Origin of the sequence: Streptosporangium sp. NPDC001559, from assembly GCF_042893955.1 — a bacterium.
In the GTDB taxonomy this organism is placed as follows: Bacteria; Actinomycetota; Actinomycetes; order Streptosporangiales; family Streptosporangiaceae; genus Streptosporangium.
Genome location: NZ_JBIAVG010000026.1, coordinates 44,046 through 65,742, shown reverse-complemented (window position 1 = coordinate 65,742; position 21,697 = coordinate 44,046). Strand labels below are relative to the sequence as shown.

At 72.3% G+C, this 21,697-nt stretch carries 11 protein-coding genes; 6 read left to right on the top strand and 5 right to left on the bottom strand.

All coding sequences use genetic code 11. The annotated features are described in order from the left end of the window. Positions 1 to 3 precede the first annotated feature (3 nt). Positions 4 to 3,597, top strand: a complete 3,594-nt coding sequence (cobN, locus tag ACFYY8_RS39070; RefSeq protein WP_390050078.1) for a cobaltochelatase subunit CobN — start codon at positions 4 to 6, stop codon at positions 3,595 to 3,597. 19 nt (positions 3,598 to 3,616) lie between these two features. Here the strand turns inward: cobN and ACFYY8_RS39065 are convergent, their stop codons facing one another. The 4 genes from ACFYY8_RS39065 to ACFYY8_RS39050 all read right to left on the bottom strand — a co-directional run bounded on the left by ACFYY8_RS39065 (position 3,617) and on the right by ACFYY8_RS39050 (position 15,251). Continuing rightward, entirely contained in the window at positions 3,617 to 4,669 is a 1,053-nt protein-coding gene (locus ACFYY8_RS39065; protein WP_390050076.1) for a TauD/TfdA family dioxygenase, read from the bottom strand. Then, complete coding sequence (locus ACFYY8_RS39060; RefSeq protein ID WP_390050074.1) at positions 4,666 to 10,092, bottom strand: amino acid adenylation domain-containing protein; 5,427 nt, start codon at positions 10,090 to 10,092, stop codon at positions 4,666 to 4,668. Before ACFYY8_RS39060 ends, ACFYY8_RS39065 begins: the two co-directional genes overlap by 4 nt. Further along, a complete protein-coding gene (locus ACFYY8_RS39055; protein WP_390050072.1) occupies positions 10,092 to 14,936 on the bottom strand; it encodes an amino acid adenylation domain-containing protein in 4,845 nt (1,614 codons plus the stop codon). Before ACFYY8_RS39055 ends, ACFYY8_RS39060 begins: the two co-directional genes overlap by 1 nt. Before the next feature lie 93 nt (positions 14,937 to 15,029). After that, positions 15,030 to 15,251, bottom strand: coding sequence for an MbtH family protein (locus ACFYY8_RS39050; protein ID WP_390050070.1), 222 nt, complete (start codon positions 15,249 to 15,251; stop codon positions 15,030 to 15,032). A gap of 635 nt (positions 15,252 to 15,886) precedes the next feature. Between ACFYY8_RS39050 and ACFYY8_RS39045 the strand changes: the two genes are divergently transcribed. Then, positions 15,887 to 16,405, top strand: coding sequence for a YbhB/YbcL family Raf kinase inhibitor-like protein (locus tag ACFYY8_RS39045; RefSeq protein WP_390050068.1), 519 nt, complete (start codon positions 15,887 to 15,889; stop codon positions 16,403 to 16,405). Between the two features lie 21 nt (positions 16,406 to 16,426). Here the strand turns inward: ACFYY8_RS39045 and ACFYY8_RS39040 are convergent, their stop codons facing one another. Then, entirely contained in the window at positions 16,427 to 17,155 is a 729-nt protein-coding gene (locus tag ACFYY8_RS39040) for an HAD family hydrolase (RefSeq protein WP_390050066.1), read from the bottom strand. 645 nt (positions 17,156 to 17,800) lie between these two features. Here ACFYY8_RS39040 and ACFYY8_RS39035 point away from each other — a divergent pair. Genes ACFYY8_RS39035 through ACFYY8_RS39020 form a run of 4 tightly spaced genes read left to right on the top strand, consistent with a single transcriptional unit; the run spans position 17,801 to position 21,692 of the window. Further along, on the top strand, positions 17,801 to 18,616 hold the full coding sequence (locus tag ACFYY8_RS39035) for a 2-oxoglutarate and iron-dependent oxygenase domain-containing protein (RefSeq protein WP_390050064.1): 816 nt from the start codon (positions 17,801 to 17,803) through the stop codon (positions 18,614 to 18,616). Next, complete coding sequence (locus tag ACFYY8_RS39030) at positions 18,600 to 19,649, top strand: hypothetical protein (RefSeq protein WP_390050062.1); 1,050 nt, start codon at positions 18,600 to 18,602, stop codon at positions 19,647 to 19,649. The genes ACFYY8_RS39035 and ACFYY8_RS39030 overlap by 17 nt, the downstream gene beginning before the upstream one ends. After that, positions 19,642 to 20,520 carry a phosphotransferase family protein gene (locus ACFYY8_RS39025; protein WP_390050060.1) on the top strand — a complete coding sequence of 293 codons (879 nt, stop codon included), beginning with the start codon at positions 19,642 to 19,644 and terminating at the stop codon, positions 20,518 to 20,520. Before ACFYY8_RS39030 ends, ACFYY8_RS39025 begins: the two co-directional genes overlap by 8 nt. Next, a complete protein-coding gene (locus tag ACFYY8_RS39020) occupies positions 20,517 to 21,692 on the top strand; it encodes a type III PLP-dependent enzyme (RefSeq protein WP_390050058.1) in 1,176 nt (391 codons plus the stop codon). The genes ACFYY8_RS39025 and ACFYY8_RS39020 overlap by 4 nt, the downstream gene beginning before the upstream one ends. Positions 21,693 to 21,697 lie beyond the last annotated feature (5 nt).

Here is a 21,697-nt window from a genome sequence, read left to right as displayed (position 1 = left end):
CGAATGATCCTCCTGCTCTCCACCTCGGACACCGACCTGCTCAGCGCCCGCGCCAGCGGCGCGGACTACCGGCTCGGCAACCCGGCCAGGCTCACCGCGAGGGACCTGCCGCCCCTCGTCGAGGGCGCCGACCTGGTCGTCGTACGGCTGCTCGGCGGGCGCCGCGCCTGGGAGGAGGGCCTGGACGCCCTGCTCGCAGGGCCGCTGCCCGTCGTCGTGCTCGGCGGCGAACAGGCACCGGACGCCGAGCTGATGGAGTTGTCGACCGTGCCCGGCGGGGTCTGCGCCGAGGCGCACGCCTACCTCGCCCACGGCGGGGCCGCCAACCTCGCCGAACTGGGCCGCTTCCTGTCGGACACGCTGCTGCTGACCGGCCACGGCTTCGCCCCGCCCGCCCCGACGCCCGCCTGGGGCGTGCTCGAACGCCGGGCGCGCCGCGAGGAGGGACCGGTCGTCGGCGTGCTCTACTACCGCGCCCACCACGTCGCGGGCAACACCGCCTTCGTCGAGACGCTCTGCGCCGCGATCGAGGACGCGGGCGCCCGCGCGCTGCCCGTCTACTGCGCCTCCCTGCGCAGCGCCGAGCAGGGCCTGCTCGACACCCTGGGCACGGTCGACGCGCTGGTGGTGACCGTGCTGGCCGCGGGCGGCACCCGTCCGGCCACCGCGTCCGCGGGCGGCGACGACGAGGCCTGGGACGTCGGCGCGCTCGCCGAACTCGACGTGCCGATCCTGCAGGGCCTGTGCCTGACCGGTGGAAGGGCCGCCTGGGAGGCCAACGACGACGGCCTTTCCCCGCTCGACGCGGCGACCCAGGTGGCGATCCCCGAGTTCGACGGGCGGATCATCACGGTGCCGTTCTCCTTCAAGGAGATCGACGGGGACGGTCTGACCGTCTACGTCGCCGACCCCGAGCGGGCCTCCCGCGTGGCGGGCATCGCCGTACGGCACGCCGTCCTGCGGCATGTCCCGCCCGCCGAGCGGCGGATCGTGCTGATGCTGTCGGCCTACCCGACCAAGCACTCCAGGATCGGCAACGCCGTCGGCCTCGACACCCCGGCGAGCCTGGTGCGGCTGCTGGCCGCGATGCGCGAGCACGGCTACGACATCGGCGCCGAGGACGAACTGCCCGGCGTCACCGGGCAGGACGGCGACGCGCTGATCCACGCCCTCATCGCAGCCGGAGGCCAGGACCCCGACTGGCTCACCGAGGAACGGCTCGCGGGCAACCCGGTGCGGATCAAGGCCTCCCGGTACGCCGCGTGGTTCGCCACGCTGCCCGAGGACCTGCGGACCTCGGTCGAGGAGCACTGGGGACCCCCGCCCGGCGAACTGTTCGTCGACACCTCCGCCGACCCGGACGGTGAGATCGTGCTGGCCGCGCTGCGCTCGGGCAACGTCGTCGTCATGGTGCAGCCGCCCCGGGGGTTCGGCGAGAACCCCATCGCCATCTACCACGACCCCGACCTGCCACCCAGCCACCACTACCTGGCCGCCTACCGCTGGCTGTCCGACGGCTTCGGCGCGCACGCCGTGGTGCACGTCGGCAAGCACGGCAACCTGGAGTGGCTGCCCGGCAAGTCGGCGGGCCTGTCGGCCTCCTGCGGCCCCGACGCCGCCCTCGGGGACCTGCCGCTGATCTACCCGTTCCTGGTCAACGACCCCGGCGAGGGCACCCAGGCCAAGCGCCGCGCCCACGCCACGCTGGTCGACCACCTCGTCCCGCCGATGGCCCGCGCCGACACCTACGGCGACATGGCCAGGCTTGAGCAGCTCCTCGACGAGCACGCCTCCATCGCCGCGATGGACCCGGCCAAGCTGCCCGCGATCCGGGCGCAGATCTGGACGCTGATCCAGGCCGCCAGGCTCGACCACGACCTCGGCATCGAGGACCGCCCGCACGACGCCGAGTTCGACGACTTCCTGCTGCACGTGGACGGCTGGCTGTGCGAGGTCAAGGACGTCCAGATCCGCGACGGCCTGCACGTGCTCGGCGCGGCCCCGCAGGGCGCCGTCCGCGTCGACCTGGTGCTGGCCATCCTGCGCGCCCGCCAGATGTGGGCGGGCGGCATGGCGCTGCCCGGCCTGCGCGAGGCGCTCGGCCTGCGTGAGGACGGCACCGCCGGGCGCCTGGGCACCGACGAGGCCGAGGCCGAGGCCAGGTCGCTGGTCGAGGCGATGGAGGAGCGCGGCTGGGACCCGGCCGCCGCGGCCGGGATCGCCGCGTCCGTGACGGGCGGCGACCGGGAGCAGGTCGGGCGCGTCCTGCGGTTCGCGGCGGAGGAGGTCGTCCCCAGGCTGGCGCGCACCGTGGACGAGATCGGCGCGATCCTGCACGCCCTCGACGGCGGTTACGTCCCGGCGGGACCGAGCGGGTCGCCGCTGCGCGGGCTGGTCAACGTGCTGCCGACCGGCCGCAACTTCTACTCGGTCGATCCGAAGGCCGTGCCGAGCAGGCTGGCCTGGGAGACCGGGCAGGCGATGGCCGAATCGCTCCTTGAGCGCTACCGCTCCGAGCACGGCGACTGGCCGCGCTCGGTCGGCCTGTCGGTGTGGGGCACCAGCGCCATGCGCACCGCCGGGGACGACGTGGCCGAGGTGCTGGCGCTGCTGGGCGTGCGCCCGGTGTGGGACGAGGCGTCGCGGCGGGTCACCGGCCTTGAGGCGATCCCCGCCGGGGAGCTGGGCAGACCCAGGATCGACGTGACCGTCCGCATCAGCGGCTTCTTCAGGGACGCCTTCCCGCACGTGGTCGCCCTGCTCGACGACGCCGTACGGCTGGCCGCCGGGCTGGACGAACCGGACGAGGACAACTACGTCAGGGCGCACGTGCTGGCCGACACCCGTGAGCACGGCGACGAGCGCAGGGCGACCATGCGCATCTTCGGCTCCCGCCCCGGGGCGTACGGCGCCGGGCTGCTGCCGCTGATCGACAGCCGCAACTGGCGCGACGACGCCGACCTGGCCGAGGTGTACGCCGTGTGGGGCGGCTTCGCCTACGGCAGGGGCGTCGAAGGGGTCCCGGCCAGGCAGGACATGGAGGCCGCCTACCGGCGGATCGCGGTCGCGGCCAAGAACGTCGACACCCGCGAGCACGACATCGCCGACTCCGACGACTACTTCCAGTACCACGGCGGCATGATCGCCACCGTCAGGGCGCTCACCGGCAGGGCCCCCGCCGCCTACGTCGGCGACAGCACCCGCCCCGACGCGGTCCGCACCAGGACCCTGTCCGAGGAGACCTCCAGGATCTTCCGCGCCCGGGTGGTCAACCCGCGCTGGCTGGCCGCCATGCGCAGGCACGGCTACAAGGGCGCCTTCGAGCTGGCCGCGACCGTCGACTACCTGTTCGGCTACGACGCCACCACCGGGGTCGTGGCCGACTGGATGTACGACAAGCTCGCCGCGACCTACGTGCTCGACCCGGAGAACCAGGCGTTCCTGTCCGAGTCCAACCCGTGGGCGTTGCACGGCATCGCGGAACGCCTGCTCGAGGCGGCGGGCCGGGGCATGTGGGAGCACCCCGACCCGGACGTCCTGCGCGAGCTGCGGGAGGTCTACCTCACGTCGGAGGGGGACCTGGAGGACGACGCCTGACCGGTCCCCTCCCGAGGAGTCAGGAACGGCGGCCGAACCAGCGGCGTCTCCTCGCCGGTCCGGCCGCCGGAGCCGCGAAACCGCCCAGCGGCGGGACCGTCGGCGCGCAGTCGTCAAGGGCGACCGGGTCACCCATCGCGACCACGATCCTGCGGCCGCCCCGGAACGCCTCACGGGCGTGCGCCGACAGGATGTTGTCCACGATCAGGACGTCACCCGGCCGCCACGTCTCCCTGACCGTCGCCCGCCGGTAGGCCTCGTCGATCGTCTCCACGTCCTGCCTGGAGATCGGCTCGCCGTCGCCGTAGGCCGTGTTGAAGGGCAGGTTGTCGTGCCCGAGGTCCTCAAGGAACACCTCACGCACCTCCGGGTCGAGCGCCCACTCGTTCCAGAAGACCGTGTGGTTGAACCACACCTCCTCCCCGGTCCCCGGGTGGCGGATGGTCGCCGAGCGGCGCTGCGTCGTGCGCAGCCGGTCACCGTCCAGCCACTCGTGGGCGATGTGGTTGGCCGCGCAGTACGCGGCGACCTCGTCCCTGTCCTCGGTGCCGAAGGCGGTGCGCCAGCCGAGGCTGATGTGGTCGCCGTAGTTGCGCACCAGGGACCAGCCGTGCGCGCGGAACCGGTCGGCGAGCGGCGCCGGGATGTCCCCGAGCACCTTGCGCACGTCGGTCACCGGGGTCGCGCCTCCCTGGTCGGGGGCGACCAGGCAGCCGAACATCAGCAGCCCGGGGAAGCTGAGCGCGTAGCTGTTCTCGTTGTGCGGGCGGATCGCCTGGGACGGCGGCAGGTCCGTCGAGGAGTAGACGTCCTTGCCGAAGTGGCTGCGCGGGGTGGCCTTCTCCACATACCCGGCGGGCCTGGAGATCAGGGAGTCGCGCACCTCGGCGAAGTCCCCGACCTCCTTGAGCGGCAGCCCCCGCAGGTAGAGGGCGCCGTGGACGTCCAGGCCCGCCCTGAGGGCCTGGCGGTTCTCCCGCAGCCACTCGCAGGTCTCCCTCAGGCCGGTCCCCTGGGCGTCGGCCGCGGCGGGGCGGCCGTCCCCGGCCTCCCAGGCGATGGTGGTGTTCACGATGCGCGCGTCCTTTCGAGTTCTTCGATGCCGACGAGGTCGTCGGGCCTGGCGTCGGGCACGTCGTCGTCGAAACGCGCCAGGGTCCTGATCCGGAGGCCCGCGACCGTCAGCAGGGCGATGCCGAGACCGCACAGCAGGTAGAGCAGCCCGATGCCGCGTCCCGGCCCGGTGCCGATCACCACGCCGAGGGTGCCGGCGAGCGGGCCGCCCGCGGCGAGCAGCGGGTCGAGGAGGGGGGCGGCGAGCGGGGCGACGACGCCGAAGCCGATCGGTGTGGTCGCCGCGGCGATCATGGTGTTGACCGCGATGACGCGTCCCTGGAAGCGGTAGGGCACCTTCACCTGGATGATCGTCATGATGATGCCGTTGATCAGCGCCAGCGCGTAGGACATGCCGAAGGCCCCGGCGCCGATCAGCCAGAGGTCGGGCCGCAGCCCGATCAGCAGCCCCGAGACCGCCATCAGCGTCGTGGTGAGGATCACGCCACGCAGCCTGCGGTGGGTCGGGCCGCCCCACAGGCTCATGGTGACGCCGCCGGCGACCGCGCCCGCTCCGGCCGCGACCGCCATGGCACCGGCGGCGGCCAGCGAGGAGAAGGACAGGACGAGCGGCGAGACCATGACGAACATGGGCGCCAGGAACAGGTTCACCCCGGCGAAGAGGGCGAGCATGGCCCGGAAGCTCCGGTGCCCCAGCGAGAACCGGAAACCGTTGGCGATCTCCGCGGACATCGGCTCGCGGCGGCGCAGCCCCAGTGCGGTGGGGAACCTGACGAACAGCACCACGACGACGGCGAAGGCGTAGGCCGCCACCTGGATGGTCAGGATGCCCTCAAGGCCGATGGCGGCCAGCAGGCCGACCGCGACGAGCGGGACGAGGAACTGGGCGGTGCCGATCGCCAGCTGCACGATGCCGTTGGCGTGCCCGAGGTAGCGTTTCGGCACCAGCTGCGGGATCGACGCCTGGTAGGCGAGCCGCTGGAACGTCGCAGAGACCGAGACGACCGCTATCAGCACGTACAGCGGGGCGACCGTGAGCCTGCCGGTGAGCAGCAGGGCGAGCATCGCCGCCTGCGCCAGCCCCGAGCACAGGTCACCGGCGATCATCACCCGCCGCCGGTCGTGACGGTCGACCACGGCGCCCGCCAGCGGCGCGACGCAGATTCCCGGCACCAGGGCGAGCAGGGCGATGAGCCCGAAGTGGACCAGGGACCCGGTGACCGTGTAGATCCAGATCGGCACCGCGAACTCGGTCAGCGCCGACCCGGTCAGCGAGACGAGCTGCCCGAGCGCGACGGCCAGGAAGCGGCGCACGTCCGGCTCCCGCTCCCGCCGTACGGCGGCCCGCCGCGTCACGGAGTCCTGCAGCCACCAGGTGCCGCCCGCCTCCCGCGAGTGCTCCCGGCGCCAGGCCTCGTCGGCGGTGTGGGCGCCCGTCAGGATCTGGGCCAGCTCCCCGGCGCGGTACTTGGGGAAGAAGTGGCCCGCCTCGTCGATGACGACCAGCGAGGCCGACTCGGACACGAAGCACCACTCCTTGAAGCGCTCCTGGTAGAACTCGGTGCCCGGGTCGCGTTCGCCGACGACCGAGATGACCGGCGCCCGCAGCCGTGGCTGCTCGGTGCCCAGGATCCGCGTGTAGTACTCCTCGGCCATCCGGCCGTCCTCACGCATCAGCTCGACGGTGAAGGCCACCTGCTCCTCGTCGAGTCCGGACACGTCGCCGCCGATGGCGCGCAGTTCGGCCGCGACCCTCCTGGTGCCCTGCAACCGGTCGTTGATGAGGCTGCTGAGCGGGCCGAGGAGACGGCCCCTCGGTTTGGCGAAGGGGAAGATGCCGCCCAGGTAGAGGGCGTCGAGCTCACGGCCGGACGCCTCGACGTGGCGGGCCAGTTCGATGGCCAGGGCGCTGCCGGGCGCGCAGTGCCCGTAGATCACGATGGGGCCCCGGACGCGTTCGGCGATCTCCTCGGCGCAGAGCCTGGCCACCTCCTCGAACGGCAGCTGCCCCTCCTCGCCCGGCTCGCGCCCCGGCGCGGCGACCGCGTAGAGGGAGTAGCCCGCGGGCATCGCGTCGGCGAGCGTCTGGTAGACGACCGCGTTCGCGCCGCCGTACGGCACGCAGATGACGGAGCCGACGTGGTCGCCGGGGGCGACCGGGCGGGTCAGCTCGGCCAGGACGCGGCGCGGCGCGGCGGCCCCGGCCCGGCGTTCGGTGACGAGCGTGGCGAGGGCGGCGACCGTGGGGTGGGTGAACATCTCCAGCACGCCGATCGGCGGTCTGCTCTCCGGGAAGGCCTTGCGCATCCTGGCCACGACCTGGGTGGCCAGCAGAGAGTGGCCGCCGAGCTCGAAGAAGTCGTCGCCGGTGCCGACCCGTTCGAGGTCGAGGACGCCCGCCCAGATGGCGGCGACGGCCTCCTCCGCCGGATCGGCCGGGGCGGTGTAGCCGGGCCGCAGGTCGGGCCGCTCCGGCTCCGGGTCGGGCAGCGCCGCGCGGTCCACCTTGCCGTGCGCCTGGAGCGGGAGCCGGTCGAGCCAGACGAACCGGCCGGGGACCATGTACTCGGGGAGCCGGTCGAGCAGGAACGCCCGCAGCTCGGCGGCGCCGGTCTCCGGCGCGGCCGGCTCCCGTTCAAGCCACGCGACGAGACGGTCGCCGCGCAGCCCGGCCACGCCCTGGACGACGCCGGGCAGGGCGCCGAGCGCCGCCTCGACCTCGCCGGGCTCGACCCGGTAGCCGCGGATCTTCATCTGGTGGTCGGCCCGGCCGAGGAAGTCGAGGCGTCCGCCGGGGAGCCACCGGACGAGGTCGCCGGTGCGGTACATGCGCGCGCCCGGCTCGCCGTACGGGTCGGCGACGAAGCGTTCCGCGGTGAGGCCCGGCCTGCCGAGATACCCCCTGGCCAGGGTGTCGCCGCCGACGTAGAGCTCACCGGCGGTCCCCGGCGGCACCGGGCGCAGCGCCCGGTCGAGCACGTAGACGCGGGCGTCGGGGAACGGGCGGCCGACGGGCCAGGCCGTACCGCCGGAGAGAGCCGACGGGTCCACCCGCTCGCCGGTCACCGCGACGACCGTCTCGGTCGGGCCGTAGCTGTTGAGGATCGCGCAGCCCGCGCGGGAGGCCAGGTCACGGACCCAGGCGGCCGGGGACGCCTCACCCGCCAGGACGAGCGCCCGGCGCGGCAGCAGCCGTTCCGGCTCGACCTCCGCGCCGAGCGCGGCCAGATGGGAGGGCGTCATCTTCAGATAGTCGAGGCCTCGCACGGCCTCGGCCAGTTCGGGCCCGGAACCGCGGCGGGGCAGCTGGCGCAGGGTTCCGCCGCCGGTGAGCGGCAGGTGGAACATCAGCATGCTGAAGTCGAAGGCGAGCGACTGGAGCAGGCCGAAGGTGGCGCCGGGCACGATGTCGTACTCCTGGCGGATGTACTCCAGGTAGGCCACGATGTGCCGGTGCTGGACGCCGACCCCCTTGGGCCGCCCGGTCGTGCTGGAGGTGTAGATCACGTAGGCGAGGTCGCCGGGGCCCGCCACCGGTTCGAGCGGCGTGTCGTCGTCCGGGCCGGCCAGCCGGTCCATTTCGACGACCGGGCCGGTGAAACCGCTCGCCCGCTCGCGCAGCGCCGAGTCGGTGACCAGCAGCACGGCCGAGGCGTCGGCGAGCAGGAGGTCCATCCGCTCACGCGGCTGCTCGGGGTCGAGCGGCAGGTAGGCACCGCCCGCCTTGAGCACCGCGAGGATCGCGACGGCGGCCTCCACGGTCTCGTCGAGACAGATCGCCACCCGCGTGTCGGGGCCGGTACCGAGCGCCCGCAGCCGCCTGGCCAGCCGGTTGGCCCGGCTGTGCAGTTCGGCGAAGGTCAGCGACCGTTCCCCGGCGACGAGGGCGATCGCGTCCGGGGTCCGTGCCGCCTGCGCCTCGGCCATCTCGCCGAGCGTGCGGTGCGCGGGCCGCCAGGTACGGGTGCCCGCCCACTCGCCGAGCAGCGTGCGCCGCTCCCGCTCGCCGAGCAGGTCCACCTCGGACAGGCGCAGCGCGGGATCGGCCGCGGCCTGCCGCAGGAAACGCCGCATCGAGTGTTCGACACGCTCGACGGTCGAGGCCTCGAACAGGTCGGTCCGGTAGGTGATGAAACCGCTCAGCCCCTCGGGGGTCTCGCTGACGTACAGCGCCAGGTCGAACTGGGTGGCGCGCAGCCGCAGGTCGAACGGGCTCACCTCAAGCCCCGCGACGGTCGTCTCACGGACCGCCCGGTCGACCAGCGTGAACGTCGCCTGGAAGACCGCGGACCGGCCGGGGTCCCGCTCGACCCGCAGGTCGTTGACCAGCCGGTGGAAGGGGTAGTCCTGGTGCGCCAGCGCGCCCAGCACGGTCTGCCTGGTGTCGCGCAGGTGCTCGGCCACGGTCGGGTCCGCCCCGGTACGGCCGCGCAGGGTCACCATGTTGACGAAGGCGCCGACCACCCCCTCGAGCTCCCGGTAGGGCCGTCCGGCCACCGGCGAGCCGATCGCGAAGTCGTCCTGGCCCGCGTGCCGGGCGAGCACCGCGTGGTAGGCCGCCAGCAGGGTCATGTAGAGCGTGACGGAGTGCGCCCTGCCCAGCTCGCGTACGGTCTCGGTCAGCTCGGCGTCCCAGGTGAAGGAGTGGGCCGCGCCCTCGAACCGCTGCTCGGGCGGCCGTGGACGGTCGGTCGGCAGCTCCAGGTCGGGCAGCCCGGCCAGTTCCGCGCGCCAGAAGGCGCCGTCGGCCTCGGCCGCGGGCCCGGCCAGCCGCTCCCGCTCCCAGACGGCGAAGTCGCCGAACTGCACGGCCGGACCCGGCGGCGGACCGGGGGCGCCCTCGCGCAGCCCGCCGTACAGGGCGAGCAGCTCACCCGTCATGATCTCCAGCGACCGGCCGTCGCTCACGATGTGGTGGACGAGGAGCATGAGCACGTGGTCGCCGGGCCCGACACGGACCAGCGACGTCCGCAGCGGCGCGTCGCTCGTCAGGTCGAACGGCCGGGCCGCCTCCGCGCCGAGGATCTCGGCCGCCCGCTCCACGTCCTCCGCCTCGGTGACCTCGAGCGTGACGGGCCACGGCTCGTCGACGACGACCCTCGGCCGCCCGTCCTGGGTGGCGGGGAAACGCATCCGCAGCGCCTCGTGCCTGGCCACCAGCGCGGTCAGCGCCTCGGCGAGCAGCGCGACGTCCAGCTCCCCCCTCAGACGCATGGCGACGGGAAGCGTGTAGGCGACGTTTCCCGGGGCGAGCTGCTCCATGAACCACAGCCGCTCCTGCCCGCTGGACGGCGGCGGCTCGGTCCCCGGAGGACGGGGCGGGACGGTCGCGCTCCCCGCCCGCCCGCGCAGTCGCTGTGACAGCAGGGCGCGTTTGTCGGCGGTGAGGGCGCCCGCACGCTCCGACAGCTGGTCGGTCATCAGGCGGTTCTTCCTTCTATGTCGTTGATGAGCAGCGCCTCGACGGTGTCGGCCAACCGTTCGACCGTGGGGTCGGTGAAGACCGCGTTGACCGGTATCTCCAGGTCCACGGCCGCCCTGATCCTGGCGGCGACCCGGATGGCCAGCAGCGAGTTGCCGCCGAGGGCGAAGAAGTCGTCGCGCACGCCGATCCGCTCGACCCCGAGCACCTCGGCCCAGACCTCCGCGACCAGCTCCTCGGCCTCGGTCCTCGGCCCCTGTTCCTCCTCGGCCGTCTCCCCCCACACGGGGGCGGGCAGGGCGTCGCGGTCGACTTTGCCGTTGTGGTTGAGGGGGAGGGTGTCGAGGATGACGAGGGCGGTGGGGATCATGTAGGCGGGGAGGGTTCGCCGGGCGTGTTGGAGCAGGTGGTCGGGGTCGGCGGGGTGCCGGGTGGTGAGGTAGGTGACGAGGCGTTTGTCGCCGGGGTTGTCCTCGCGCAGCAGGGTCACGCTCTGGACGACGTCGGGGTGGCGCAGGAGGACGGCGTCGATCTCCCCCGGCTCCACCCGGAATCCACGGATCTTCACCTGCCCGTCGGCCCGGCCGACGAACTCCACGCTCCCGTCGGCGCGGCGCCGTACCAGGTCGCCGGTGCGGTACATGCGGGTGCCGGGCGGGCCGTAGGGGTCGGCGACGAAGCGTTCGGCGGTGAGGCCGGGTCTGCCGAGGTAGCCGCGGGCCAGGTGGTCTCCGGCGATGTACAGTTCCCCGGGCACCCCGGCGGGAACGGGCCGCAGCGCGGCGTCCAGGACGTGGGCGCGCGTGTTGTCGAGCGGCCCGCCGATCGGGACGGTGCCCGCGGGCGTCTTCGCCGTCCGGTGGGACAGCGCGAACGTCGTCGTCTCGGTCGGGCCGTAGACGTTGGTCACGACGCCGCCCGCGTCCAGCACACGTTCGACCGACGCGGGGGAGACCGCCTCCCCTCCCGTCCACAGTTCGGGTACGGCCGCCAGCACCTCGGGTGAGCTCTCGGCCAGGACGTTGAACAGTCCGGTGGTCAGGAACACCCCGGTGACGCGTTCCTGTCTGAGCGTCCGGTCGAGGGTGGGCGCGTCGAGTACGCCGGGCGGGGCGACGACCACCGTCCCGCCGTTGAGCAGCGGCACCCACACCTCGTAGGTCGAGGCGTCGAAGGCGAACGCGGAGTGCGACAGCACCCGGTCGTGCCCGGTGAAACGACGGTCGGCCGCCAGCGCCACCACGTTGTGGTGGGTGACGGCGACGCCCTTGGGGGTTCCGGTGGAGCCGGAGGTGAACATGACGTAGGCGAGTTGCCGGGGGTCGGTTTCACGGTCCGGGTTGCCGGGGTGGGTCTCGCCGGTGACCTGGACGGTGGTGAGGTCGTGCCCGGCGTGGGCTCCGTCGGTCACGGCGAGGGTGGCGCCGGTCTCCCGCCTGATCCAGTCCATGCGCTCCGGGGGGTAGGCCGGGTGCAGGGGGACGTAGACGGCGCCCGCCTTGACGATGGCCAGGAGGGCGACGACGACGTCGGCGGATCGTTCCAGCAGGACCAGGACGGGGGTCTCCGTGCCGGCCCCCGCCGCGATCAGCCGGTGGGCCAGGGCGTTGGCACGCTCGTTGAGCCGGGCCGCGGTCAGGCGGGTGGTGCCGCAGACCACGGCTTCGGCGTCGGGGTTCGCCGCGGCCCGCGCCTCGAACAACCGGGCCAGGTCGCCGTACGGCAGCGGTGCCGCGGTGGCGTCGCCCTTCTCGGCCAGGGCACGCCGCTCCCCGGCGGTGAGCAGCTCGACCTGCCCGATCCGGACGTCCGGGTCCGCCGCCACCGCCTCCAGCAGCCTCGTCAGCCACCCGGCGATCGACTCGGCCGTGCCGGGGTCGAACAGGTCGGTGGCGTACTGCAGCACCCCGTGGATTCCCGACGGCCCCTCGCTGAGGCCGAACAGCAGGTCGCACTTGGCGCCGCTGAGGCCGTACAACGAGTAGTCCGGGTCCGGTGTCACCGTCAGACCGGGCACCTCGGTCCTGTCGTCCGGGGTGTTCTCCAGGGCCAGCATCACCTGGAAGAGCGGGTTGCGGCCGGGCAGCCGCACCGGGTTGAGCGCCTCGACCAGATGCTCGAACGGCACGTCCTGGTGCGCGTACGCCGCCAGGTCCGCCTCCCTGACCCGGGCCAGCAGCTCACGGAAACTCGGATCGCCCGAGGTGTCGGTGCGCAGCACCAGCGTGTTGACGAAGAAGCCGACCAGGTCGTCCAGCGCCTCGTCCGCACGGCCCGCCACGGGAGAGCCGACCGGTATGTCGCAGCCCGCCCCGAGCCTGGTCAGCAGCGCAGCCAGCCCCGCCTGCAGGACCATGAACAGCGTGGCCTGGCCGGTCCTGGCCAGGGTGAGCAGCCGCCCGTGCAGCTCGGGTGAGATCCGCAGCGGTACGGCACCGCCCCCGTGCCCCGGGAACGTCGGCCGGGGCCGGTCGGCGGGCAGCGGCAGCTCCTCGGGCAGTCCCGCCAGGGCCCGCCGCCAGAAACCGGTCTGCGCGCTCATGAGACTGTCCGGGTCCGCCGCGTCCCCGAGCAGCTCGCGCTGCCACAGGGTGTAGTCGCGGTAACGCACGGGCAGCGGCTCCCACTCCGGGGCCTCACCCCGCGTGCGGGCCGCGTAGGCCGTCGCCAGGTCACGTCTGAGAGGCGCCATCGACCAGCCGTCCGCGGCGATGTGGTGCAGCAGCACGACCAGCGCGTGCTCGTCGGGGTCGCCCTGCCCGAGGGCGAACAGGCACGCCCGCACCGGCGGTTCGGCCGACAGATCGAAGGGACGCGCGGCCTCCCGCTCGATGGCGGGGCCGAGCTCCGCCTCGCCGATCTCCGTGACCGTCAGACCGGGGACGACGTCGAGCACCCGCTGGCCGTCCGGCGAGGGGAAGACCGTCCGCAGCGTCTCGTGCCGCCAGGCCACGTCACGCAGCGCCGCCGCGAGCGCCTCCCGGTCCAGCCGTCCGGACAGGCGCAGGACCAGCGGGATGGTGTAGAGCCCGGCGGACTCGGCGAGCCGGTCGACGATCCAGATCCGGTGCTGGGCGAAGGAGAACGACGGCTCCCCGGAATCCTCCGAGCGGACCAGCGGCGGCCTGGTCCCGCGTCCCCTCGCCCTCTCGACCGCCGTGGCGAGCGCGGCGACGGTCGGCGCCTCGAACACCTCCCGAACCTGCACCTCGACGGAGAGCGCCGACCTGATCCCGGCCACCACCCGCATGGCCAGCAGCGAGTGCCCGCCGAGCGCGAAGAAGTCGTCGTCGATCCCGATCCCCGGTACGGCGAGCACCTGCGCGAACAGGTCGCGGAGGATCTCCTCGACCGGAGTGCGCGGCGCCGTGCCCGAGGTCGTCGTCTCCGGGGCGGGCAGGGCGTCGCGGTCGACTTTGCCGTTGTGGTTGAGGGGGAGGGTGTCGAGGATGACGAGGGCGGTGGGGATCATGTAGGCGGGGAGGGTTCGCCGGGCGTGTTGGAGCAGGTGGTCGGGGTCGGCGGGGTGCCGGGTGGTGAGGTAGGTGACGAGGCGTTTGTCGCCGGGGTTGTCCTCGCGTAGCAGGGTCACGCTCTGGACGACGTCGGGGTGACGGGTGAAGGCCGCGTCGATCTCCCCAAGCTCCACCCGGATACCGCGGACCTTCACCTGCCCGTCGATCCGGCCGACGTAGTCGAGAAGGCCGTCGGGAAGCCTGCGGACGAGGTCGCCGGTGCGGTACATGCGGGTGCCGGGCGGGCCGTAGGGGTCGGCGACGAAGCGTTCGGCGGTGAGGCCGGGTCTGCCGAGGTAGCCGCGGGCCAGGTGGTCTCCGGCGATGTACAGTTCCCCGGGCACCCCGGCGGGAACGGGCCGCAGCGCGGCGTCCAGGACGTGGGCGGCCGTGCCGTCGAGCGGCCCGCCGATCGGGACCACATCGCCGGGCTCGGTCACGTGGTGGGCGGTGGCGTAGACCGTGGTCTCGGTCGGGCCGTAGCCGTTGTGGACGTCACCCCCGGCCGCCAGCACCCGCCCGACCGCGGCGGCGGAGGCGGCCTCACCCGCGATCCACAGCTCGGGTACGGCCGCCAGCACCTCGGGTGAGCTCTCGGCCAGGACGTTGAACAGTCCGGTGGTCAGGAACACCCCGGTGACGCGTTCCTGCTTGAGCGTCCGGTGGAGGGTGGGCGCGTCGAGTACGCCGGGCGGGGCGACGACCACCGTCCCGCCGTTGAGCAGCGGCACCCACAGCTCGTACATCGACACGTCGAAGGAGGGCGCCGTGTGGTGCAGCACCCGCCGATGGCCGGGCCCCCGCCAGAGACGGTCGAAGGCGAAGGCCGCGACGTTGTGGTGGGTGACGGCGACGCCCTTGGGGGTGCCGGTGGAGCCGGAGGTGAACATGACGTAGGCGAGTTGCCGGGGGTCGGTTTCACGGTCCGGGTTGCCGGGGTGGGTCTCGCCGGTGACCTGGACGGTGGTGAGGTCGTGCCAGGCGTGGGTTCCGTCGGTCACGGCGAGGGTGGCGCCCGTTTCCCGCCTGATCCAGTCCATGCGCTCCGGGGGGTAGGCCGGGTGCAGGGGGACGTAGACGGCGCCCGCCTTGGCGATGGCGAGCAGGGTGACGACGGTTTCCGCGGATCGTTCCAGCAGGACGAGGACGGGGGTCTCGGGTCCGGCTCCGGCCGCGATCAGCCGGTGGGCCAGGGCGTTGGCACGCTCGTTGAGCCGGGCCGCGGTCAGGCGGGTGGTGCCGCAGACCACGGCTTCGGCGTCGGGGTTCGCCGCGGCCCGCGCCTCGAACAACCGGGCGAGGCTCTCTCGGCGGGAAAGCGGGTTCATCGGGTCTCCTGGTTCATGACACGGCGACCAGGGAGCCGCCCTGCCGCCGACGGGACGGAACACGCCGGACGTGGCCGGAAGCGGGAGGTCTCCTCATAAGGCCGGGAGACCTTCCCGCGACGCCGAGAGACCGCGGGGCCGCATGTCGGTCCAGTTCGCCTCGACGAATTCAAAGCAGTCCCGGCGGCTGCTTTCCCCGAGCGCCACCTCCCATCCCCTGGGAATTTCCTGGGAAAAAGGCCACAGAGAGTGCTGGCCCTCACCGTTGACCAGGACGAGGTAGCGCCCGTCTTCGTCCTCGAATGGATTGCTCATGGAAACTCCGTACTCTGGTGTGGTCCTTGGCGCCGACGCCGGGAGAACGCCGGGAAGGACATCAGTGGAACGCCGGGAGGGCATGAACCACACCGTCCCCGGTAAGCTCGCGTTTGAATTCGGATTCGCCCGCGAGAGGAAAGCCGGAGAAATCCGCCCCGTGCCCGCCCGGACGGTCACCCCTGGTAATCGGGCGTGTGGCCGTCCGAGACGAGCGTCGTGGACGCGGGTCCGACCGGAAGGAGAAGGCCGGGGAGCCGCTCAGGAGGGCGGCGAAGCCGTACGGCACCTGCGACGCGCGGAATTTCTGAGGACAGGGCCGGGAAGAGCGCGGAACCGCGCCGAGGGCCGGGTGGAGGAAATGCCGTTTCCATCCTCGAATGGATTGCTCATGGAAACTCCGCGCTGTCGGATGCGGGTTTGTGAATCGTCTGGTCGGCCGGGCGCAGGATCGTCGCGTGACGCCGGGTGCCGACTGGCAACCCCGCTTTGCCATTGATGCTCCAAAAGCGGAGTATGCCCTCAGGCCCCATGTAATTGTCAACCCTTGACAAAGGTTCTGGGCGGAGAAACAATCCACTGCCGGATGACGTCCGGCGGGAGGCCGGCGCTTCCCGAGGAGAAACGGGAGAACGATGGCCGAGCGTGCGCCGCTGCCCTATGCCCATCTGCGCCGGGTTCCGGCGTTCGAGGTCGTCAGCGACGACCTCGCGGACGGCGGGGTCCTGCCCGACGCGCACGTCTACGAGTCCGGCAACCTCTCCCCGCACCTGCGCTGGTCCGGCGCCCCCGACGGGACGGTGAGCTACGCGGTCACCTGCTTCGACCCCGACGCGCCCACCTGCAGCGGCTGGTGGCACTGGCTGCTGGTCGACATCCCGGCGGAGGTGACCGAGCTGCCGCGCGGAGCGGGCAGCGGCGACATGAAGGGTCTGCCGGGCGGCGCGATCCACGGGCGCAACGACTACGGCACCTTCGACTTCGGCGGGGCCGCCCCGCCTCCCGGGCCGCCGCACCGCTACGTCTTCGCCGTCCACGCCCTGGGCGTGGAGAGCGCCGAGGTCACCCCGGACCAGACGGCCGCGATCTTCTCCGGCACGATCAACCACCACGCCCTGGCCCGCGCGGTGCTCACCGTCGAGTACGGGATCTGAGGCCCTCCCCGCGGAGGGCGGTCACCGGCCTGGCGGCTCCGTCCGCCACGGCAGGACCGCGCAGTCGCCGTCGGTCCCGGCCATGATGCGCCTCAGGTGGGGGGCCGACGGGCTGATCGCGAACCGGCGCCGGGCGGCGAGCAACAGCGGCAGGTCGGCCGCGCTGTCGGAGTAGGCGTAGCCGAAGGGCACCGGTATCCCCGCCGCCCGCAGCATGAGCACCTTTCCCTCGCCGAGACAGCGCTCGCCGACCACGAGCCCGCCGAGCCGCCGGCTCTCCCGGGTGGCGACGATCTCCACGCCGTCCAGCCCGAGCTCGGCGCAGACCGCCCTGACGACACGCGCCCCCGAGCCGCTGGCGATCACGACCCGGTCGCCCCGGGAGAGGTGTTCGCGCAGCCGGTCCAGTCCCGCGCGCATCGGGTTGGCCGAACCCGCTCCCGCGTGCCCCGCCGCGAAGACGCCGGCCAGCCGGTCCAGTTCCGCGTCGTCGCTGCCGACGGTGGCGAACCAGCAGAGCCCCGACAGGGCGGCTCTGCGCGTCCTGGCGTTGGGCAGCGCCCGCAGTGAGGCGATCACCGGAAGCGCGGGCAGCAGGAGCGCGAGCCGCCACGGCCGCCGCCGCATCAGCCAGCGCAGGAACCACTCGCCGCACTCGCCCCTGACCAGGGTGCCGTCCAGGTCGAAGACGGCGATCCCCGGCGCCTGCCCGGGGACGTCCCCGGAGACGGGGGAGAGGCTGTGGTCCACGGTCGGTTCCTTCGCGGGTCGCGGGGGACGGGCCGGAACGCTCCACACCGCCGGGGAGGCCGCCGGGCCGGTGGGAGGTCCATGACGCGAGCGGCCCGGGACACGCATGGACGGGCGGGCACGCCGTCGGCCGGTTCGCCCTCAGGGCCCGGCGCGCGATCAGTGTGCCATGCCGGAAGCCCGTTGACCATGGGGAAAACGCTTTGTTCCCGCCCTTGGACCGTTCTCATTAGTGACGCGAATAAATTATTAAAGTCCTGTCCGAAACGGGTGGCCCGGGTGGCGGTATGGGGCGCCTTGGGGGGCGGGATCGCAGTTCCGGCCCGACCGGAACGCCTCCGCCGTATCACGTCCGGAATTGAGAGAGCGTTATCTGGAGAGCTCTCCGCTTACGTCCGTAACCTAAAAACATGAGTTCCCCTCGCGTACGGCACATCCGAGTTGGTCTGCGGTCATTTAGGTGCGTAGCGAAGTCGCAACTTTGGGTGACTTTAATCTGAAAATTCACCATTTATTTGCTTTGATCACCTCCTATACACTCGCTCGCGGCGCTGGTCGGGAGACCAGTGACCGACGGCCGCGCGATCGCGCTCTGCCTGGCATTTGCCACCGCCAAACCTTCGTACGACGGGGGACATCCTCGAAATGCCACACAAGACCCTTGACTACGCTCGAGAACTACTCGGGGTCGGCTATGCGCGCATAACACTGGGCGCGAAGGAGGCCACTCTCCTGGCCACCGCCCTGGACGAGTGCCGGCGCTTCTTCTCCCTGCCCGACGCGACCAAGGCGCGCTACTCAAGCGCCGACTGCAACTTCGGCTACCGCCCGCTCGGCATGGAGTACTCGATCACCGCGGACCGGCCGGACCTGAACGACTGCTTCACGCTGTGGTCGGACCGGCTCGACCTCGTACCGAACTCCGCGGAGCTGACCTCGCTGACGGACGCGCTCCTGGCCTGGCGGAACCACCTGTCCACGCTCGTCTCCGACGTCGTCGGCCACGTCGCGGGAATCATCGGGGACGCGCAGGTGCCCTCCTTCGAGGCGGCCTCCTACCTGCAGGTCAACAACTACACCCACGCGGACGGGGAGCGCGACCTGCTCCAGGACCGGCACGAGGACGGCCACCTGGTCACCGTCATCCACACCACCGCCCCCGGCCTTGAGATCTGGCCGGACGGAGAGTGCCTGCCGGTCGAGATGGCCCCCGACGAGGTCGTCCTGATGCCGGGCTCGGTCTTCGCCGAGCTCACCGGGGGAAAGGTCGGCGCGCTGGACCACCAGGTGCGCAACCTCGGCCTCGACCGGCGCATGTCCCTGATGTACTTCGTCAACCCCGAGCTGACCGAGCCCCTCTACCCCTGGGTGCGCACCGAGGGTGAGGCCCCCGCCGACCTGCGTGACAAGATCCGCAGCCACCCGGCGACCTTTGGACTCCCCCATGTCCCCGTCCTCTGACCTCCGTACCGTCCTCATCGTCGGCTCCGGCGACGGCACGGGACTGAACTTCTCCCGCTCGCTCGCCCTGGCCGGGGGATACCGGACCGTCGGCGTCGACACCACCCTTGAGGACTTCCACGCCAGCGAGGCGGACGCCCGCTACCTCGTCTCCTGGGACGACCCCGCCGACCTGGTGAAACAGGTCAACGACATCGCCGGGCGGGAGTCGGCCGACCTGATCTACGCCGCCGACACCAGCCCCGAACTGCTCGCCGTCGCCGAGTCCCGAGACGACCTCGTCGCGCCCACCCTCCTTCCCGACCGGGACGACCACCACAGGATGGAGGACAAGTGGGCCACCTGGCAGGCCCTCAGGCAGGCGGAGCTGCCCGTTCCCGACACCGTCCTGGTCGACTCACCGGCCGACCTGGAGGAGATCATGGCGCGCCACCCCAAGGTGTGGCTGCGCCGCCGCAGCGGCAGCGGGGGAGCGGGCTCCATCGCGACCGGGTCGATGCCGCTGGCCACGGCCTGGCTCGACGAGCACTCCGGCTGGGGCCACTTCACCGCGGCCGAGCACCTGTCCAAGCGGACCGCCACGCTCAGCGGGCTCTGGAACGACGGTGAGCTGGTCTGCTCCCAGCTCAGGGAACGGGTCTCCTGGAAGTACGCGACGCTGTCGGTCTCCGGCGTCACCGGCATCACCGGGGCGCAGCGCACCTTCTGGGACGAGGAACTGCACGAGCTGGCGCTGCGGTGCGTGCGCGCGGTCTGCGCGCGGCCGCACGGCATCATCGGCGTCGACTTCACCTACGGCCACGACGGCACGGCGCTGCCCACCGAGGTGCAGCCCGCCAGGTTCTACTCGTCGATCTACTTCCTGGCCACGCTCGGCGTCAACATGCCCGACCTGTACTGCAGGCTCGCCCTCGACGGCGGCCACGGCCTGCCCGGCCCCGCGGCGAACCCCATCAGGGAGAGCCACTACTGGGTGAAGTCGGTCGACAAGCTCCCCCGGCTGCTCTCGCCCGAGGAGTTCGCCCGTGGGTGAGTGGACGCATCACGACCTGCGGCGGCTCTGCGCGGCAGGGAGGCCCATCACCAAGGGGCCGCTGAACGACACCTACGCCGCGACCCTCGGCGGAAGGGCGGTGTTCGTCAGGCACCGGGTCCTGGACGACCCCTGCTATGGCCAGACCTTCGCCGGGGAGCGCCTCGTCGGCCCCCTGCTGCCCGGCCGGATCAGGGTGCCCGAGATTCTGCAGGTCGTCCCGGACGAACAGGGCGACGACCGGTTCGCCGTCTTCGAGTTCGTCGACGGTCACACCCCCGACTGGGACGACCCCGAGGTGCTGACCGCGCTGGCCGACCGGCTCCTCGACGTGCACGCGATCCCCGCCGACGGCCTCGGCGACGTCGGCGGGCCGCTCAGCCGTACGGAGGTGCCCGCCTACCTGCTCGGCCTGCTGCGGCGCGAGTGCGAGCTGCTGCCCGCCCACGCGGGCGAGCTCACCGGCGCGGCGGACCTGCTCACCGGCGCGATGGCCTGCTTCGAGGACGAACGGCCCTGCCTGTGCCACGGCGACGTGCACCGGGGCAACTGGCTGGTCGACCGGTCGGGGGAGCTGTGGACGCTCGACTGGGAGGCGGCGCGGTTCCGGGTCGCGGCGGCGGACTTCAACCAGATGCGCGCCGACTGGCTGACGGCCGCGCAGGAGGAGACCGTCCTGTCGCGCTACCTGGAACGATCCGGAAGGGACCGGGCCGTCTTCACCCGGCAGATCGCGATCCTGCGCCTGCTGTGGCACCTGCGGACCTACAACTTCCAGGTCCTGGTCAGAGGCCGTTCCCCGCGGCGGCACCTGGAGAACCTGGAGGCCGCGCGCGCCCTCCTCGGAGAGATCCTGGGAGAGGGCCCGTGACGATCCCCGCGCACCCGACGACCGCCGTGCCCGTCTCCGGCGGCGCCGGCCTGGCCACCCCCTGCCTGATCCTCGACGAGGACCTCGTCACCGCCGCCTTCACGGACTTCCGCGAGGCATTCCCCTCGGTCGGCGTCCATTACGCGGTCAAGTGCAACCCCGACCCGGCGCTGCTGCGGCACCTGCGGGGGCTCGGCTGCGGCTTCGAGATCGCCTCCCACCCCGAACTCGAACTGCTCACGAGCGTGGGCGTCGACCCGGCCGAGGTGCTCTACAGCAATCCCGTACGGCCCCGCGAGCACATCTCCCGCTGCCACGACGCCGGAGTATGGCGTTTCTGTGTCGATTCGCCGCACGAAATGGCGAAACTGTCACAGGCGGCGCCGGGGGCGCACGTCTACGCCAGGCTCGGTACCGGCCAGGCGGCCAGCGTCGTGCCGAGCGAGGGGAAATTCGGCGTCTCGAAGGACGATGTCTGCGACCTTCTCCTCGGCGCCGGAAAAATGGGGTTGAAACCCCATGGAATCGCCTTTCACGTCGGTTCCCAGATGACGGATCCGCACGCATGGGACGCCCCGCTGCGCGACGCGGCCGAAATCATGGAACGGCTCGCCGAAAAAGGCGTGAGAATCGCCATGCTCGACATCGGCGGCGGATTTCCGGCGCGCTATGACAAGCCGGTCCCCCGCATCGGGGAATTCGGACGGCACATAACCGGCCTTCTCGGTGCGCTGCCGTACCCCGTCGAGGTCGTCGCCGAGCCGGGACGCGCGCTGGTCGCCGAGGCCGGGGTCATGGTCTGCCGGGTCCTGCAGGTCGTCCGCAGGGGCGGGACCTGGTGGGCCCACACCGACCTGGGCGTCTTCAACGGGATGATGGAGGTCCTGGAGACCGCGGGCGCGCTGGTCTACCCGATCTCCGGAGAGCGGGAGAGCGGCCCGCCGCGCAGGTACAACGTCACCGGGCCCACCTGCGACAGCCAGGACACCTTCGCGACCGGCGTCGAGCTGCCCGAGGACCTGGCCGAGGGCGACCTGCTGTTCGTCGGCTCGGCGGGCGCGTACACCACCGCCTACTCCTCGCAGTTCAACGGCTTCTCCACGCCCCAGACCGTGCTGCGCCGCCCGTCGGGCCCCCGCGTGACCATCGACCGCCCCGAGTTCGGAGAGTGAGACAA